The sequence below is a fragment of the Methanobrevibacter sp. genome (assembly GCF_045112895.1).
In the GTDB taxonomy this organism is placed as follows: domain Archaea; phylum Methanobacteriota; class Methanobacteria; order Methanobacteriales; family Methanobacteriaceae; genus Methanocatella.
In genome coordinates, this window is the sequence record NZ_JBGUIH010000011.1 from 1 (window position 1) to 19619 (window position 19619).

A 19619-nucleotide genomic window follows, 5' to 3' on the forward strand; every position below is an offset into this window, starting at 1 on the left:
GGGAAGAACATCGACCGTATCATCAACATCCATATCCCAAGTACTTTTTTCTAAAGCATCATCATCGATTTGAGATACCTGTTCTGCTTCATCGATTGGGGAGTCAACGACTGTTTCCTCCTCAAGCGAGACCTCATCTGTTGCATTATCAGCTGCGCTGACGGCACCGACCGTCAAGATAGCCAACAATAAGCAAACAAAAATAAATTTATTTACCTTCATTTTTAATCACAATAATGATTTTTATTGCCGATTAATATTAAAGGAATATTATTAAAAATAGAATAGAAAAATAGGGAAATATTATTCCCTATTTTTTGACTTTTGCGGTTTTTTTGACAGTATCCTTCAGGTAGGTTGCCTGATAGGTGACCTTTTTGCCTACTTTGAGCTTTTTCAAGACCACCTTTTTGATGGTGACCTTTGCAACTCCTTTCTTGTCGGTTTTTGCAACATATTTCTTGCCGTTGAATTTAAAGGTGACTTTCTTGTTTTTAAGCATTTTTTTGTTGACCTTTTTAAGGGTTGCAGTCAGAACCAGCTTTCTGGCTGATTTTTTGACTTTGACTGTCTTTAAGCTCACCACATGTTTTACTGTCAGCTTTCTGGTTACGGTTTTTCCCAGTGCGGTTGCTGAAATCTTGTAGGTTCCAGGAGTTTTGGTTACGGTATAGGTTGCAACACCATTAGAGTTTGTTTTTACTGTTTTTACCTTTTTGCCGTTGATTTTAAATACGACATTGATGTTTTTGGCAACCTTTCCATCCTCGCCATAGACTGTTACTGAGTATTTTCCTTTAGCTGAGTACAATACGGATGTTGCCTTTGCAGCAATCTTAGGTTCATATGTGACCTTGAATGTGGCAGATGCATTCTGCGCTGAGAATTTGGAATTTCCGCCAAATGATGCGCTTACATCATAGCTGCCGTATTTCAAATCAGAAACTGACAGGCTTCCTTTACCGTCAACCAATTTAACCTCATGATTGACATTGTTTACTTTAACAGTGACCTGATCGATTTCACTATTGGCGGAAACGTTTATGATCGCATCCTGACCAACTTTACTGTCTGAAACGGAGACTTTCAAACCAGGGTTTACTTTAGGAAGAACACTTACGCTTGCTTTTACATTGTCACTTGCAAAATCCTTATTGCCAACGAATTTGACTGAAATTGGATATTTGCCTACTTTCAACTTGGAAACTGCCAAATTAGCCTTACCATTGACGAATTTCAGGGTGTAATTCTTATTGTTTATGTTTAAGATGGCATTGCCAGTCAAATCCTTGGATGCGCTAGCGACAATATTCACCTTCTGCCCGTCATAAACATCATCTGCAGTTATGCTGAGCTTTGGAGCCTTTTTGATGTTCGGGAAGAAAACCAAACATTCATATTTGCCTTTGGCATATTCATAATGGATGAAAACCTCTTGCCTAATGCCCTGTTTGGCTTTGGAAAGTGAAATGTTTGCAATTCCGTTGGATAGTTTTCCTTTGGAATAGAAATCATCATCAATTACGACAACATATTCGCCATTGTATTTGCCCCCTATGTCGACAACAATATTGTCCTGGGAAGAGAGATTAGCTACTGATAGTGCATATCCTGCAGCAGGACTCCAGGTCAATCTTTCATAGACATCATTATGTCCTACAGTAACTTCAGGATCAATCCAGAATGTCATGTTATCTTCATAATCCCCATAATCGCTGCCGGCATATTTTATGGATATCTCATTTTCATTGATTTTCAAGTTTGTCGGTGTGAAATTGGCAATTCCATTTACGAATTTAGGATCATATGCCTTTCCGTTGATTGTCACTGTTACTTTGCCTTTTGCGTCCTTTGGAATTTCCAGAACCATCGCATCGCCTTTAAAAATAGGCCTTTCCAAAACGTCAACCGGACTTAATGACCAGGAGGATTCATATGAAAATTCATAATCATTTCCGCTGTAAAATATTTCGAAGTTATGGTATCCGAATTGCGGATCTATAGTGACGTTTGCTTCACCATTGACCAATTTTTGCTTTTTGAACTGCTTTCCATCCATTTTTACAATGATGGACCCTTTTGCATCCTTAGGCATTTTCAGGTAAAAGTAACCTGGTTTGTTTAAGTAATATTGGTCATAGTCATAGTACTGGCCATCAACATATAGCCAGAAGTTTTCCTCTTGAACTTCATAATCGCTGCCGGTATAATATGCATTGATATCATAATCGCCCATAGGCAGGTTATCGATTGAAATGTTTGCAAATCCTTTGCTTAATGCCTTGGTGTATTTTTTACCGTTGTCTAAAGTTACAACCAATTTGCCTTTGGCATTTTCAGGCAATTTCAATGAGACATATGCGTTTCGCCCTTCTCCAATAATGTCTGAAGACTCAAAACTAATCATAGGAATTATGCTAAACTTATCGGAAACCTTGAGTGATGAATACTTTTCATCACCGGGATATGATATTTGGATAGTATGCTCACCGAGGGCCAAATCGGAAATGTTTACTTCAAAATGTCTGATGGTGTCATAGTCGTCCTCCTCAATGATGTTCTTGAATGCCTTTCCGTCAATCTTTACGGAAATGGCCTTTGATGCATCACCAGGTATCTCAGCTCGTATGGCGTTTTCACTGCCATAATAAAAGATTCCGTCAAATATCTCATATGCAATTTCATAGATTACATTTACCTTGCCTGATTTTGTAATTTTATCATGGGTCTTATCTCCTGAATATGCAACCTTGATGGTGTGATTTCCTATAGATAGGCTGCTCATATCAAAGTCATAACAGTATACGAAATCCCGTTCATAATAATAGGATGGAAGCATCGGCATCATCTTGAACCTTTTGCCGTCAACATAGATGGTGATATTTCCTCTGACATCTTTAGCGGCGTACACATTGACCAGAGGCTCATAGCCATTGACAACAATCTCATCGGGAATATCCACTCTTAAATGAACGACATTGAATGAAAGTGATTTGCTTTCGCTCTTGTAATAGCTGTCATTTTCAAATACGAATTTGACGGTGTGCTTTCCGTAAGCCAATTCGGATGTATCTATGCTTTCACCTCCATTGTCAATGCCATCGACAAGGACTGTGATGTCCCCATCATAGTCATCCGGCACGTTTGTGTATAAATCCACTGTTTCGCCTTTTATAACTTCAGAGGAGGCGTTCACTTCAAGGTTGATATACGGACTGTTCTCTCTTAGTGTAAAATCAGTATCGAAAGTGTAGCTGTAATAATCATCTTCGTATTCCAGATAGATATAATGCTCTCCAACGGATAGGCCGGATAACTGGACGGTAGCCTTGCCGTTTTTAACATTTACGGTTTTATATGGCTCTTCATCAATTGTAACAGTTAATTTTCCAGTGTGACTTTTAGGAACTTCAAAAACCACACTGTTCTTATCCTTAACCCACATGCATCTTGAAAGGGTTACGGATGGGTAAATGGAAACACAGTCAAACATTTCACGGACTTCATAATCTGTGCCGTCATAGTATGCTTCAATATCGAAATAACCCAAATCAGTGGATGGAATAAGAACAACTGCTTTGCCGTTGCTGACTTTAGCCTTATATGTCTTATCTGAAAACTTAACGACCAAGTTTCCTTTTGCATTTGTCGGCAGGTTCAATGTGACATTGGCTGGCTCATTGTAATAGACATCATACGGAATTATAATTTCAGGGTAGGTTGTCACTACGCCACTGACAACTTTTGACTTGTAGTTGTCATCCCCTGAATAGGTAAATGTGTATTTGTTGTCCCCGAATTTCAAATCGGAAACTTCAAAGAATTCATAATCTCCACCGTAAATTTGCTTTTCGTAAGTTTTGCCATTAATCTTAAGTGTGAGATTGCCTTCGGCATAATCGGGCATATAAACTCCGATTTCGGCGGTTTCACCATAAACCAAAGAACCTGTGCTGACCGGCATTATGAAATCGGTAATGTTGTATTTGCCGGACCATATGACTCTTCCGTCATATACATCATCACCTGAATATCTTAAATCAATTGTGTGAATTCCTAACTGATTAAATGTAAAGCCTATCTCTGATACGCCTTCATCAATATAATAGTCATTGTATTCATCATCTCCACCATCGAAACTTGAATAAATGTAGCCGGTTGCGGCTTTTGGCAAAGTGACTGTAATTTTTGATTCCTCCAATGCTTTAATCTTTTTTGGAGCATTGACAGAAATCTCACTGTCCTTAATCGCCTTGCCTACGACAGCGGATTCTTCACTATAACTTAAATCAACCACATCGTCACTGGATTCTATAGCTGAATCCTGACTGACCTCTAAATCGACATCATCATTATCCGTTTCAATGACTGAATCGGCAACTGTCAAGTTGTCAGATGAATCATCTGCACTGACAGCGCCGACTGTCAGAATAGCTAATAACAAACAGACAAAAATAAATTTATTTACCTTCATTTTTAATCACAATAACAATTTTTATTGCGGATTAATATTAAAGGAATATTATTAAAAATAGAATAAAAAAATAGAGAAAGGCGGATTTCCCTATTTTTTGACTTTAGCGGTTTTTTTGACAGTATCTTTAAGATAGGTTGCCTGATAGGTGACCTTTTTGCCGGCCTTGAGCTTTTTGAGGACTGCTTTCTTGATGGTAACCTTTGCAACGCCCTTGCTGTTGGTTTTTGCTGTGTATTTTTTGCCGTTGAACTTGAAGGTGACTGTTTTCTTTTTCAAGTATTTTCCGTTGACCTTCTTAAGGGTTGCAGTCAAAACCAGCTTTTTGGCGGACTTCTTAACGGTTACTGTCTTCAACGTTGGAACATGCTTTACGGTTACCTTTTTGCTTAAGGTTTTTCCCAAAGCGGTTGCGGAAATTGTGTACTTTTTAGGAGCATACTTGGTCGGTATGCTGAATGTGGCCACACCATTGGAATTGGTTTTGGCCGTTGTTATCTTTTTGCCATTGATTTTGAATACAACCGTAACATTTTTGGCAACCTTACCGTTGGTGCCGTGAACTGTTACTGAATACTTGGCCGAATACAATGCTGATGCCTTGCCTGTGATTGTAGGCACATATGTGACTGTAAATGCTTTTGTTGCATTCTGAGGCAGGAATTTTGTGTTTCCACCAAATTTGGCATTGGCCTTATAGCTGCCGTATTTCAAGCCTGAAACGGATAAGTTGCCTTGGCCGTTGACAAGTTTAACGTCATGATCAACATTATTGACATTGACTATGACATTGCCGTTGATTTCCGCATTGGCTGCCACTTTTATGATTGCTGCTTTTCCAACATTAATGTTTGAAACGCTGAGACTCAAATCAGGTGTGACTTTTGAAAGGACTCTTGCAGTGGTGGCCGCAACATTTCCACCATATTTCTCATCTCCGGCATATCTGACTGAAATCGGATAGTTTCCGACAGGAAGATTGGAAATTGATTTTGTGGCCTTGCCGTTTACCAATGTCAAAGTGTAATTCCTGTTGTTGGCATTCAAAATTGCCTTGCCAGTTGCATCGCTTGGGGCCTTTACAGCAATTTCCAGTTTTTGACCAGCATAAATGTTTTTAGCGCTTACGGAGATGTTTGGTGCCTGTTTAATGTCAGCATAGAAATAAACCATGTCGTGCTTGCCTTTTTGATATTCATAGTCAACATAGATTTCCTGAATTCCAGGTTTTGCTTTGGAAAGTGAAATGTTTGCAACGCCCTTGACAAATGACCCTTTTGTATAGTAGTTTTCGTCAATTACAACAGTGTATTCACCATTGAAGCTGTCTTCCAAATCAATTACCATATAATCGGATGTTGATGCATTTGCCTTATAATACATTATAGGTCCCCTATATGGTCCCAAATAGACTTTTTCATTGGATATGCTTACTTTAGGCAAAACTGTGAAATTCCATTCATCACCGTAATTTTCGTAATTTCCACCGTAATAATTAAAAAACAGATAGTTTTCACCTATCTTTAAGTTTTCAGGTGTGAATGTTGCATAACCGTTGACTAATTTAGGTGTGTAAGTCATATCATTGATTTGAATTTTTGCTTTTCCTATAAAATCACTAGGCAACTCGATGGACATGTTATCTCCTTTAAATAATGGAGTGTCTTGTGATGAAAATGGAACGTACCAATTCAAGGATTCTGAAAATATATAGTCATTTCCATCATATACCACTTTCAAGTAATGTCCACCATCATCATTGCGCAAATCTATAGTGATGTTTGCTTTGCCTTTAGTCAGTTTTGATTTTTTATATAGCGCACCATCTACATATACGACCAAATTGCCTTTAGCGGCACTAGGAAGCTCCAGATAAACATAGCCCGGCTCGTTTATTTCAGGCTCTTCATAGCAGAAGTACGGTTCAATATCAAAGATGTACTCGCCCCCATCAGGATTGCAATGATAGTCCTCTCCAGTATAGACTGCAATGATTCTGTGTTCACCGATCGGCAAATATCCGAAGGTAATGTTTGCAAGTCCATTGGTGAATGCTGAATCTATCCAGTCACCATCATCCAAACATGCACGTAAGTGTCCGTTAGCGTTTTTTGGAAGCATTAATGAAACATAAGTGATGCCTTGCCCATATGCCTCATTGTTTGCGATTTCAATTTGATATGATACATTGAATTTGCCGCTGACAGTGAGAGGATAATATCTTTCATCGCCAGGATATGTTACTTCAACCGTGTGAGTTCCACCTTTTATATCGGAAATGTCTAAATAAATTTCCCTATACAGGCCTTTATTTTGATATACAATCTTCTTAAAGTTTTTGCCGTCAATTTTAGCGGTTATGTTGTTTGTTGCATCATGCGGCAACTCAATATAAAGCTTGCCGTTTCCATAAATGAAATCCTCATCATAAATGACTATATTATATGATACATTTACATCAACAGATTTTGTTTTTGCCGTATGAAGATTATCCCCCGAATATGCGACCTTAATTTTGTGCAATCCCATATCAATGTTATTTAAATAAAATGAATATAGGTATCCGTACTCGTCATTGCCATAATAGGCAGGTGTGATTGGAACCATCTTATATTTCTTGCCGTCAACATAAACGGTAATGTTGCCTGTTACGTTTTTAGCTATAAATACATCAATCCAGTTGTTTTGGTCATAACCTATCTGCTCCGGAATAATGATTTTGACATCAACAACACTGAATTTAGCTGTTTTGGATACGTTTTTGTAATAACTGTCACCACAGTATTCCAGTTTGACCGTATGTTTGCCTAATCCCAAGTTTGCCGAATCGATAGATGCATAGTTTGCAAAGCCCCATGAAACATAGTTTGAAGCAAGCTCTCCATCGACATAGACATAAAGGATTCCGTCACCGTCATCAGGTATGTTGGTTGAAATATCAAACGGCTCGTTTACCCTGGTTTCAGCTATAAAGTCCAGAGTTAAATCGATGTTTGGATTGACATCCCTTACCTCAAAGCTTTCATAATCACTGAATGAATAGTCTTCCTCTTCATAAGTCAAATAGAAATTGTGTTCGCCGACATCCAAACCTGTCAATGGAATTGTGGCTTTGCCGTTTGTGATTTTCACTTTTTTGGCCGCGTTTTCGTCGATTTCGACTTTCAAAGTGCCTTTCATGGATGATGGCCCTTCAAATATTATATTATTGTTTCCTTCAATCCACATGTACTTTGAAAACTTGACATTCGGAGCAAGTTCGAATGCATAATAGGCATCTTCCACATCATAGTCGCTTCCGCTGTAATATGCGGTAATCAGATAATATCCCAGATCCATATTGGTCGGCAGTGAAACGCTTGCCTTTCCGTTCTTCATTTTGGATGAATAAAGTGTTTCATTGAAATTGACAAACAGACTGCCTTTGGCGTCACTCGGCAGGATTAATGTAACATTGTATTCCCGATTGTAGTATGCAGTATATGGAATGTCAATGACCGGTATTGCCATGAAAGTTCCCTTGACTGTGACGTCATGGTAATTGCCTCCATAATACTTGACGGTGAACTGGTTTTCGCCAAGTTTCAGATTATACACATCAAATTCCCAATCTCCGTTGAAACTGCTTACAGTACTGTAGAAGTTATCATTAAGGTTTAAGCTGAGGTCTCCATTGACCTCATCCGGCAGGTGAACATAAATTGTGGACTCCTGACCGTAGTAGATGTCATCCGGATATGTGACATCCATTACAAAATCAGTGACATTATACATATGTGACCAGATGAGCTTTTCTGAGTACTTTGAATCCCCGGAATACATCAATTTAACGTCATGCAATCCAAATGAATCGAATTTTAGGGGAATATCTGCATAACCATCTTCAAGGTCTTTCTCACAATCCTCATAACCGTCAACATATGATGTGACAACCCCTGTTGCATCGCCCGGCAAGGTCACGTAAATCTCATTGTTCTGGCATGCCTTGGCCTTGTTTGGAGCATCTATATCTATATCTTCATCTTTAAGTTGAGCGCTTAAGGCGACATCACCACCTGAAGCGCCTAAATCATCATCACTAACCGATTCGACAACCGAATCTTCACTAAAATCATTGACTGTTAGATTTTCATCAATGTCTTCGGCACTAACAGTTCCCAGTGTTATAATTGCTAGCAAAATCAAAGTTACTAGAAAAATCCTTTTGAATTTCAATTTTACCACATGCATAAGTTTAATATATAATTATAATATAGGCATGAAAAGATATAATGTTATCTAAAATCCTGTTGGATTGAAAAAAATAAGAATAATAGAGAATTTGATTCCCTATCTTTTAACTTTTGCTGATTTTCTGACAGTGCCTTTAAGATAAGTTGCCTGATACTTGACTGTCTTTGCGACCTTGAGCTTTTTCAATATCTTTTTTTAAACCAAAACATCACTATTTTTTCAATTTATCATATATTAATACGGCAGCTCCACAAATTATCATCAATATAATAAGGAATATTGTTAATCCGAAAGATTCTGCATTAGTTTGGGTTGGACCAACCATATAATGGTGGACTTCATTTGGATTAAATATCAAATCCGAAATTGTGCCATAAATGCCGATGATTATAAAAATAATAAATGCCCCCGCACAAAAATATTCTCTTATAAATTCAAGTAAAGAGTTGCCCTCTTTTTCATTTTTATTCTCTATTTTTTGATATTTAACATCATTAGATTTACTATTATCAGTTTTAGCCATGTTTTCTTGATTTTTTTTACGTATTAATAGAATTAACCCATAAAAAAATGAACAAATTGCCACTAACACTACAAGGCCCACCAATGAAGGAACATATGGAATACTAATGGCACTACCTAACAATACCAACAATACAAAAGAAAATAAAAACAATATCACACCTAAAATCATGAATTTTGAACTTTTATCCAATTAAATGCCTCCAGTATTACTATTATATATCATATCTTATTTATATCTCACATTTCTATAAATTAATCGTGAATAAAAAAAAAAGAAGGTATGAACTTTAAAAATATATTCAACCCCCTAAAACAATAAGTGTCTTCCTTAAAAAAAGAAAAAAAGTTTAGAAGAACCTGAGATTGAAGCATGAGAAACTATTGGATAAAACTTATAAAGAAATATAATAAATTAAACCCAAAAAACAAAAAAAATAGAGAAATTGATTCCCTATTTTTTAACTTTAGCTGATTTTCTAACAGTATCCTTCAGGTAGGTTACCTGATACTTGACGGTTTTACCGGCCTTGAGCTTTTTGAGGATCGCTTTCTTGATGGTGACTTTTGCAATGCCGTATTTATTGGTTTTCGCCTTGTAGGTTTTGCCGTTGAACTTGAAGGTTACCTTCTTGTTTTTGAGAGCCTTTTTGCCCTGCTTTAAGGTCGCCTTCAATGTAAGTGATTTTGCTGATTTCTTGACTGTTGCTGTTTTTAGGGTTACGACATGCTTTACTGTAACTTTTCTTGTAATCTGGACCTTGCCGTATTTTGCTGAAACCTTATAGGTTCCCGGAGCCTTTGCGATTTTCAAGGTCGCATATCCGTTCTTTGTGGTTTTGACCTTTTTGACATGATTTCCATTGATGTAGAAATTTACATATTTGCCTTTGACGGGTTTGCCATTGTAATCGGTTACCTTAACCTTGAAGCCCGCTGTGCTTCCATAGTATTTGGTCAGGCCCTTGGCAGTCAGTTTGTTGTTTTTGACAATTACCCTGTGGGAATATCCGAAATCACATAAGCTTATAAAATAGGTTCCGCCGTTGAGATGAGCCAATGAGATTTTTGCCTGCCCATTGACCAGTCTTACAGAAAGGTCATAGGCATCATAGTCTGATTTGGCAACGATTTTATAGGCTGCATTTTTTTTGCTTGGATTGGATATTATAATTTTATTATCCCCGTTTACTACAGTATCCGGCAGGGCAACCTTTGAGGTAATCTCGATATATGCATTTTCGGTTAAAGGATAGAACTTGTCATCACCTTCATAGGATACGACAACGCTATGCCTGCCCGCATCCAATTGTGAAATGTCAATAAATCCGTCCATTAGATTATTATATGCTCCATAATCAACATCCTTATGCTCGACACCGTCGATTTTGACTGAGAGCTTATCCTTTGACAGCCTGTTCGGTGCGTTGAAAAAATAATAGTATGGATGCATGTAAAGGCTTTCAGTCATGTTTTCCACACCTAATGTATAGGAAAAGTCTGCATTAAAGGTTTCTGTGAAATTCGGATAATTTCCACCGCAATATTCAAATGAAACCTCATTAACGCCCCAATTCAAGTAATCAGATAGTCTTATGTCGGAGACATCCGCATATTCCGACCAGACACCTGCACCGTAATCCGCATCCTTATTGTACATCTCTTTGGAATTGATGCTGATTCTTATATGGCCTGTCAGATTTTTGCTATAGACGAAACGGATATGGTCATTCTTGCCGTAAACCCATTTTTCACCGTTTTCGCCAATGTAAAGCCTGTATGGAACGACTGTAAGGTTATATATTCTGTACTGTCCGTTGCCGAGATGAAGCTTGGCAAGGTAATTTCCGCAGGTCAATGATTTTGCCGGTACGAAATAGGTGAGGAAGTACCTGCTGATGGACAGATCATAATAATATATTGGGTATGCATCATATGTTCTGCCGTTGATTTCAAGGTCAAGCCTTGTAAAGTTGCCCTGAGCGAAATATTCCTCTGTAACTGTAACCCCATAGTCAAAATGCGGAAGGTTGCTTGTGTCGATATCGTCACCGACCTGATGCTCCAGATACATGTCGCTGCACACGAAGATTTCCTTGCTGGCATCAGGAGCTACAACATTCAATGTTCCTGATTTCAATGCAGGTTGGCAGATGCCGTCTCCTGAAAAGTTCACCTCATAGATGTGTCCGCCCAAAGTAAGGTCTGATGCGTCAAATCTTAAGGAATCATTTTCCTTTGTGAATTCCTTATCTGCCCCATCAATTTTGAGGGTGAAATTTCCTTTTGCATCGTCCGAAGAGTCTTCAATCCTTATTTTCTGGTCTTTTGCGGGAAAAACATCAATATCCTCATCGCTTTGGGATTCCATTCCGGCATCATCCATTGGAGAACCTATGGCAGTTTCTTCCTCCAGTGATGCCTCATCAGTAATGTTGTCACTTGCACTGACCGCACCGATTGTAATAACAGCCAGCACAAAAATCGACAATATCAAAAATCTGTTAATCTTCATTTTGATCACTGTATTATATTTTTTATAATATGTAATATAAAATTTACCAAAAGTTTTTTTCTCTGCTGAGAGGTGCATTTCAAGTGTAAAGGGTTGATTCTGGCTTTTTTTGAAATAGTGCTAAATCTAATGCTTTAATGGCCAGTTAATATTTTAAAATGTTAGGTTTTAAAATAAGAAATGATATTCGCCAAAACTTGAAATATGGAAAAAATCTTGAGTTACTAGGTAAAAATTAAATTACAATAAGTTATCATTCTACCTTAAATGATGAATTAATGCAATTATTTAGAGTGTTTTTGGGAATTTTACTTTAAAAATTATTTTTTTCAACCATGCTTTAATTTTAGTCTGAATCCAGTAAAAACAAGATTTTTTCAAAAAATCGTTTTAAGTTGAAATATTCGTTAAATTTGGCCCGAATTTTCAAAAAAATGCCAGGTGAACATAACGTCACAGCGAAATTTTAAGATCATTTGACAATTTGTATGTAATACCCTGAAGTTTTTGGAAAAATTCACAATTAGAGGTGTATTTCAAGTGTAACTTCAACAATTTAGGATTTTTCTGAATGAAAACATAAAAATGTGAAACAAATACGAATAATCATCTATTCTGATGAATTTCAAGTTTGTATTAAAGTATTTATAAACCAAGGCAAAATGTTATTAAAACCCTGAAATGTGGAAAAAATATGGAGTTACTGGCAACTGAAATTCTTACAATAACTTTGAACCATCGCTTTGAAGTTAATTTTGGATTTAATGGATTATATTTAGCTATAAAGTGGATTATCTGATTGGTATTTTTGAGAGTTATTTAATGAGAATCGTTTTCGAGTGAAAATCCTGATTTTTTTATTTTATGTAAAAAATATATTGCATCGATGTAAATCAAATTTCATAATCGAATTGATCCCGTTAAAGTGGCCTGAAAAACGAAATTCCCCAAATCGGAATTTTGATTATGATTTTAAGTGAAATCAATTTTAGATTAAAAATTCAAATTTGATTTGAAAAATGATAGAAATTTCATTGAAAATTAAATTTTTGGGAATTTTTTTGAGATTACTGTAAAAAAATTCACTTCAAGAAAATGGTAGTGACTGAAGCATTTTGAAAAATACTCCTTTAAATTGTGAAACTTTGTTGAAAAAAATAAATGGAATTTCAGAATTGGAAATGTGGAAAAATTTTGTCAATCATCGATGTGAAAGAAATAATGTAATATTATTTTTACAATTTGGTTAGTTGTTTAATCATTTACAAAATATGAATAGAGTTCATCTTTGACTTTTATTTATTAAGTTCATTTTCAAGATGAACAATCAATTCATCAAGTTTGTCGATTTGCAATTGGAATTCTTCTTCCCTTGGAGAACCTTTAACCTTATCAAGCTTTTTTTGGAGTTCATCTCTTTTTTGTTTTGCCATTTCAATTCTTCTATCAGCCACAATATCACCTAGGTTGTTCATTATCAACAATATCTTTCAAATAATGACCTAATCTTTCAACTATGCCTACAACCAATGCATTTCCCATCATGAAATATCTTCTTCGTTCAGTCATCGCTTTAGATTCAATGTTTGTCCAATTATCGGGAAACATTTGAATTCTTTCTGTTTCTACAGGAGTTAATATCCTATAGATATCCTTTTCTTCATCAACACCGATAATATGAGAACTTCTATTGGTTGTACCTTCACTTGTGAGCATTGTTCTTGCAGGCCTATCCAAATAATCCGGAAAAGCAATAGCCCCTTCAGAATAACAATAAGTCTCACCATTCGGTTTTTTACGTTCTAATTTTTTGGATCCTTTCAAGTATTTCCATTTTTTAAGACTTTCTTCTGAAATGATATATCTCTCATCAACTTCACCAGTTTCTAGGATATCACCTAAAGTAATTACGCTTTCACACTCAACCGGTTCAACTTTGTATGTATCTATAACTCCATTAACCATACACCCTGCATTGAAGAAGTGGAAATCGAATTCATCGCTAATATAAACAATATCTTCAAAGTCTTGTGGTGAAATGCATGACCTTCCCTCGTCTAATTTCGTGTCTTTAATTGGAAAGTTAACTGCAAAGATTCCTTTTTCATAAACCAGTTGTTCTGCAGGAACTTTGCTCATCTTTTCATAATAATCAGTAGATTCATGATATGCAAATATGAACACTCTCCTTCTTCTTTGAGGAAAACCATATTCTGCTGCATTGATTACTCTCCACTCGACTGCATAGCCATTATCCAAAAATGACCTTAACATAATTCCAAAGTCACGTCCCCTTTGAGATGATGGGGATCGGAGTAACCTGTCAACATTTTCAAGTAAAACAAAAGGAGGTTGTTTTGCTTCTAAAACCTCAGCGATTTCCCACCATAAAACTCCTTTTTTTCCTTCGATTCCTTTTTCATTTGAAAGTGATCTTGCTACAGAATAATCCTGGCAAGGAAACCCGCCAACCAAAAGGGTATGATTAGGGATAGTTGTTTTATCGATTTCACCAATATCCATACAGACATGGTTCTCAGATTCTCCAAATCTTTCACAATAACAATCAAATGCTGCTTGTGTTTTGGTAGACGGTTCCCATTGGTTTGCCCAAACAAAATCCCAATTGGGCTGCTCAATAACCTTTTCTCCATCGAAAGTTACCTCATTGAATCCACAACGGAATCCTCCAACACCAGCAAATAATTCTACAACAGTATACTCCATAGCAATTTCTCCAACATATTATATATTAGACTAGCCACATATTAATAATTAATTAGAGAGCATCTGAAAAGTAATGATTTAAAATGAAATTTGAAACCGAAGAAGAATTACTGGAATATACATCAAATATTAAAGGAAAAACATTTAAAGAAATTGATTCCAGACATTTGTTAGATACTGCTAGTTTAACACAAGCCAAAGGATTATTAGGTCATGTTGTTGAAACTGGATTTTACGGCTATCCAATAAACAGCGATAGCAAAGCTGATTTTGAAGAATTAGACATTGAGTTAAAGGTTACTGGCTATGTTAAAAATAAAAATGGGAGCTTGCGAGCAAAAGAGAGATTGGTTTTGAGTAAAATCAATTTTAATGAAATCATTAATGAAACATTTGAAAGCAGTCATGTTCTTGGAAAATGCAAGAAAATGCTCATCATATGGTATGAATATGACTCAAAAAAAGAAGCTGAAGACTTTGTGATTACTGATTATCAGATATATGATATGAGCGATGACTTTGAAATCTTCAATAACGATTTTGAGATAATTAAAGGCAAAGTTCTAGAAGGAAGAGCTCATGAACTATCTGAAGGGGATACTTCCTACTTGGGAGCTTGTACGAAAGCAAGAACTTCTGCCGATAGAACAACACAACCATTCTCGGATATTTTATCAAAACCTAGAGCATATTCTCTAAAAAATGCTTACATGACTGGTATTTTAAGAGAAAATCTTGAACCAAAATTAACAACATTTAATAACTTTAAAACTGTCGAAGAATATGTTAAATATAAACTAAAGCCATATTTTGGAAAAACACAACTTGAAATTCTTGAAGAAATAACTGGTAAAGATTATAGTGATGATGTTCCGAAACATATTGGGAAAATGATTACAGATAGAGTGATTGGAAAAGATAATGAACTGGCCGAAAAAGATGAATTATTTTCAAAAACTAGTTTTATAATAAAAAATTTACCCATTAAAGAAGATGGAACTCCCCGTGAGCGAATGTCTTTTAAAACTATAAGTTTAAGTGATTTTGAAGAAGAATGGGAAGATTCATATTGGAAAAATTACTTTGAAGAAACAACATTAATTACAATTTGTTATGAAGAAAAAAACAAAAGTAAAAATGGTTACAGAGTCTTAAAAGATGTTAAAAAAATAACATTTGATGAAAATGATTTAGGAAAATTTGAAAAGAGTTACAATCAAATCAAATTAGCCATTGAAAAAAGGGATATTGGTTTATTGCCCACTTCAGCAAACGGATTTAAAAATCAAGTGCTCGAAATAGCTCCAAAAGGAGTGAAAGGAGATGATGCTTATACTAATTTCTTTAAAAGAGATAAAACAAAAGTAACATTTATGATTAGTAAGAAATTACTTGAAAATAAACTTAAACATTAACTTTCAACTTTTTTAAACAATCCTCTTTTTTTGGAATAAGATAATTGCAAACTAATATCTCATTAATAGTGTCCCATTATTTCCACTTCTATTTACATAAATTTAGCAGGACATCTATTGATTTTAAATCCATCACATAAACCATCAAAGAAATTATCGTTTTTATCTCGATTATGAGGATTCAAATTACTTAACAATACCATCTGGTTAAAATTTGTATAGTGTTAAATGAGAATAAATTCAATTCTCCTTTTTCTTTAAAAAAAAAGATAGTTGAATAAAAATTCAACTAATTAAATTCAAAACTGCTTCCCATAAGCTCAATCAAATCTTTATCGGGACCCATAATAATTACAGTTTGATTTCCTTCATTAAAACCGGCAAGAGAGAAAGAAGCTTCTGAACTTGTCATTGGATATAATAATTTCATATTCCCCTGTTGTGTTTCCCAGCATGAGTCTAAATCAGGATTCATGCTTTGAAAAAAGCCTTGATACCAAAAATCAACATTATCTTCCGAAATCATTGGTGAGTGAGAATATAAAATGATAAGCATGTTTGAATCATCAGCATATGATTCAAATTCCCCAAATTCACTGGAAACCTCTTCATCACTTGCTGCTTTTGCAAAACTTGAATTTTTAGGAACATCAATTGAAAATCCATCAAATTTCTCATTTTTGAAGTTTTCTGCTGCAGAAACAACACTCATTGAAAGCATCAATGCAATAAAAGCAATTAAGAAAATCTTTTTATCCATTTAATCACCTCTAAACTTTATTGTATTAGCCATTTCTTTAAGCTCATCCAAATCATTTCCATAAATTGAAATCATTGTAGTCCCATCAACCACCACTATACCTTTAGAGAATTTGACAGCATCCCAATCACCAAATTGAGATTTTTTACTAGTTTTTTCCATAATTATAAAATCACCCTCATGATAAACTGAAGCATTTCCAGAAGAGTTTGTTTCATTAACCAAAAAATCAATAAGGTCATTTGTCAACATAGGCGAGGAAACATAACTTAGACCAAATTTTTTATTCAAATCCAAATATGATTTACTATCACCCATATATAAACCACCATCCTCTGAACTATCATTCCATGTTTTATTGAATGTAGTGCCTTTAGGAACCTGCATAGTAAATACGCTATCGAAATTATAAATCATCATCCCATCTTTGACCGTGTCAGATGAAACACTGACATTGCCTCCACCTAACATCATTGCCAAACCTGCAATCAATGCGATGATGACAATAATCAAACCAATTATAATTATTTTATGTTTCTTTTCCATTTTATCACCATTAGTATAATATTGTGTTTAAAAAGATATAAATCATTGCAATCTTATATAAAAACGGGAAATTTATGCAAGAAGTTTGTAAAAATTGTGTGTAAAAAAACTCCAAAAAGGTGCAATAAATACAAATCATACTCCAAATGCCATAATTTACTGAAATCAGATGCCAATGCTGAAAATATTCATCTTTTAATTAAAAAGCTAAAACATTAAAACAAATGAAAACATATTCTATACTATGTTTAACAGAAAAATCATTTTTATCTTAATCGTTCTTGTCATTGCCATGGGTACGGTTAGCGCTAATGATTTGAACTCGACCGACACGGTAGCCGTCGACAATCAGCAGGAAATTGTTGACACGGCTTTGATTGAAGAGGAAAGCCTATCATCAACAAAAACCGTCACAGGAAACACATTTGAGGATATCCAAAGCACCATCGACTCCACAGAGGACGGAGACACAATCGAGCTGAGCGGACTATATACTGGCAGCGGAAATCCTATCAGGGTAAACAAGACCGTTACTATTGCAGGAAAAGAAGACACTATCATGAATGCCAAAAACGAATCCTACATATTATTTATCCAAAAGGGCAATGTCATGATCAAAAACATCTGCTTTGCAAACGGATTTTTCTCATTCGGCGGAGCCATCTTCAGCCAGGACAAATGCATTGAGGTATCTGGCTGCTCATTTATCAACTGCACATCATATCACAAGGCTGGAGCAATATATACCGACAATGACGAAACATTAATCAGGAACTGCGAATTCAGGAACTGTTCTGCCGAATCCGGCGGAGCGATTGAGGGCGGAAGAGCATATAACTGCACCTTTGAAGATTGTCATGCAGAGGAAATGGGCGGTGCAGTGAAATATACTGCAGCGGACTTCTGCTTTTTTAAAGACTGCGATATAGATGAATTTGGCGGCGGAGCGATGTACAAGGGGTCTGCCTCAAACTGCGTTTTCATAAACTGCCATGCAAAAGATGAAGGAGGGGCAATCAGTTTAGCAAATGCAACAAACTGCACCTTCATCAACTGTTCTGCATCTGAATTAGGCAACGTGATGTTTGGCAGTTCGGCTGTAAACTGCTACTTCAAGGGCAATTCAGAGCCTGAATGCTATGAGTCAAACCGAAGCGGTGATGCCAGCCAAAGCCCTGTCGTGAATGCAAAGGTGGTCCTGACACAATCCGGCAAATATTACCAGAACAAGATTCTGACATTCCGCCTGACCAACCTCTACAACAACAGTGGCATTGCAAACGAAAGGATATTCGTGACATTCTCCAACGGCAATACCGTCACCTTGAAAACAGGAAAAAACGGAATGGTCTCATATAAGGTTGGATTCACTCCGGGAACTTACAGCGCAAGCGCAAGGCTTTCAAACGATGCCTACAACTGCGGAGAAACCAAACTCTCAAACATCAAAATCTCAAAGGCTCCCGCCAGATTGACACCGACCAAACTCACAACAACTTATGCCTCAGGCAAATGCTTCAAGGTTAAACTGACAAATTCGAAAACTGGCCTGCCGATAAGCGGAATCAGACTGAAGCTGAAGGTCTACACCGGCAAAAGATACATTACAAAGACAGTCACCACAAATTCAAAGGGAATCGCAAAATACTCCGCTTCAGCATTAAAGGTCGGAACCCATAAGGTCATCACAAGCGTCAAGGACAGCAAATATGCAAGCGCGGCTTCCAAGAAAAGCAGCATCAAAATCAAAAAGGCACCCTACAGAATTTCAGCGCCTAAGGCCGTTGGCGTTTACAAGAAATCCACAACATTAAAGGTGACCGTCAAAAACAAGGCATCCGGAAAGGCCGTGAAGGGAGTAAAGGTTACCTTCAAGGTATACACAGGCAAGAAATACAGGACATACACCGCAAAAACAAACAAAAATGGCGTTGCAAAAATCTCAAGCAAGTCCTGGAGCCTGGGGGTCCACAAGGTGACTGCAAAGGCAAAAGCAACCAAAAGCTACAAGGCCGCAAGCAAAAAGGGATCAATCAAAATCGTCAAATCCAAGATGAAGACTTCAAGCGCATCCAACAAGAAAGCAAGCTCAAATGAAAAAACAGTCTACAAAAAGACTGATTGGATATAACGTCAAGCCTAACCTGATTGGCAGAACGGAAAGCTCATAAACGGATATTGATAAAAAGTTAGATAAACGATTCCTAAAATTTCTTTTTTTATAAATAAAAATCGCTTTTAGAAAAAAATTTTTTTAACCTAAATATCGGTTTAGATTCACAAATTAATAAAAAACGTAAATGCACACAATATATTAAAATATCTTTAAAAAACAGTAATATTAAAACTGCCTCTCGAATCATAACGACCGAACAGGCAGTCAATCATAAATCTCAATTCGCAGCATTTTCACCCCCAAGGCATCTT

11 protein-coding genes are annotated in these 19619 nt (G+C 36.2%); 2 read left to right on the forward strand and 9 right to left on the reverse strand.

Annotation, left to right across the window (positions count from 1 at the left end):
• The 7 genes from ACJMLD_RS02420 to dcm all read right to left on the reverse strand — a co-directional run.
• On the reverse strand, nucleotides 1-222 hold a 222-nt coding region (locus tag ACJMLD_RS02420; protein WP_405267629.1), incomplete at its 3' end, for a hypothetical protein.
• Nucleotides 223-310: 88 nt separating this feature from the next.
• On the reverse strand, nucleotides 311-4474 hold the full coding sequence (locus tag ACJMLD_RS02425; RefSeq protein WP_405267631.1) for a hypothetical protein: 4164 nt from the start codon (nucleotides 4472-4474) through the stop codon (nucleotides 311-313).
• A gap of 90 nt (nucleotides 4475-4564) precedes the next feature.
• Nucleotides 4565-8659 carry a hypothetical protein gene (locus ACJMLD_RS02430; protein WP_405267633.1) on the reverse strand — a complete coding sequence of 1365 codons (4095 nt, stop codon included), beginning with the start codon at nucleotides 8657-8659 and terminating at the stop codon, nucleotides 4565-4567.
• Between the two features lie 259 nt (nucleotides 8660-8918).
• A complete protein-coding gene (locus tag ACJMLD_RS02435; RefSeq protein WP_405267635.1) occupies nucleotides 8919-9422 on the reverse strand; it encodes a hypothetical protein in 504 nt (167 codons plus the stop codon).
• A 261-nt stretch (nucleotides 9423-9683) separates the two neighbouring features.
• On the reverse strand, nucleotides 9684-11744 hold the full coding sequence (locus ACJMLD_RS02440; RefSeq protein WP_405267637.1) for a hypothetical protein: 2061 nt from the start codon (nucleotides 11742-11744) through the stop codon (nucleotides 9684-9686).
• 1295 nt (nucleotides 11745-13039) lie between these two features.
• Nucleotides 13040-13198 carry a hypothetical protein gene (locus ACJMLD_RS02445; RefSeq protein WP_405267639.1) on the reverse strand — a complete coding sequence of 53 codons (159 nt, stop codon included), beginning with the start codon at nucleotides 13196-13198 and terminating at the stop codon, nucleotides 13040-13042.
• Between the two features lie 4 nt (nucleotides 13199-13202).
• Nucleotides 13203-14471: a DNA (cytosine-5-)-methyltransferase gene (gene dcm, locus ACJMLD_RS02450; RefSeq protein ID WP_405267640.1), complete on the reverse strand. Its 1269-nt coding sequence runs from the start codon at nucleotides 14469-14471 to the stop codon at nucleotides 13203-13205.
• A gap of 83 nt (nucleotides 14472-14554) precedes the next feature.
• Between dcm and ACJMLD_RS02455 the strand changes: the two genes are divergently transcribed.
• A complete protein-coding gene (locus tag ACJMLD_RS02455; protein WP_405267642.1) occupies nucleotides 14555-15886 on the forward strand; it encodes a Sau3AI family type II restriction endonuclease in 1332 nt (443 codons plus the stop codon).
• Between the two features lie 289 nt (nucleotides 15887-16175).
• Here the strand turns inward: ACJMLD_RS02455 and ACJMLD_RS02460 are convergent, their stop codons facing one another.
• Both ACJMLD_RS02460 and ACJMLD_RS02465 read right to left on the reverse strand, forming a co-directional pair.
• Nucleotides 16176-16646 (reverse strand): hypothetical protein, encoded by a 471-nt coding sequence (locus tag ACJMLD_RS02460; RefSeq protein WP_405267644.1) that lies wholly within the window; start codon nucleotides 16644-16646, stop codon nucleotides 16176-16178.
• A complete protein-coding gene (locus ACJMLD_RS02465) occupies nucleotides 16647-17192 on the reverse strand; it encodes a hypothetical protein (RefSeq protein WP_405267645.1) in 546 nt (181 codons plus the stop codon).
• Between the two features lie 244 nt (nucleotides 17193-17436).
• On the opposite strand from ACJMLD_RS02465, the gene ACJMLD_RS02470 reads away from it, so the two are divergent.
• Nucleotides 17437-19323, forward strand: a complete 1887-nt coding sequence (locus ACJMLD_RS02470) for an Ig-like domain-containing protein (protein ID WP_405267647.1) — start codon at nucleotides 17437-17439, stop codon at nucleotides 19321-19323.
• Nucleotides 19324-19619 lie beyond the last annotated feature (296 nt).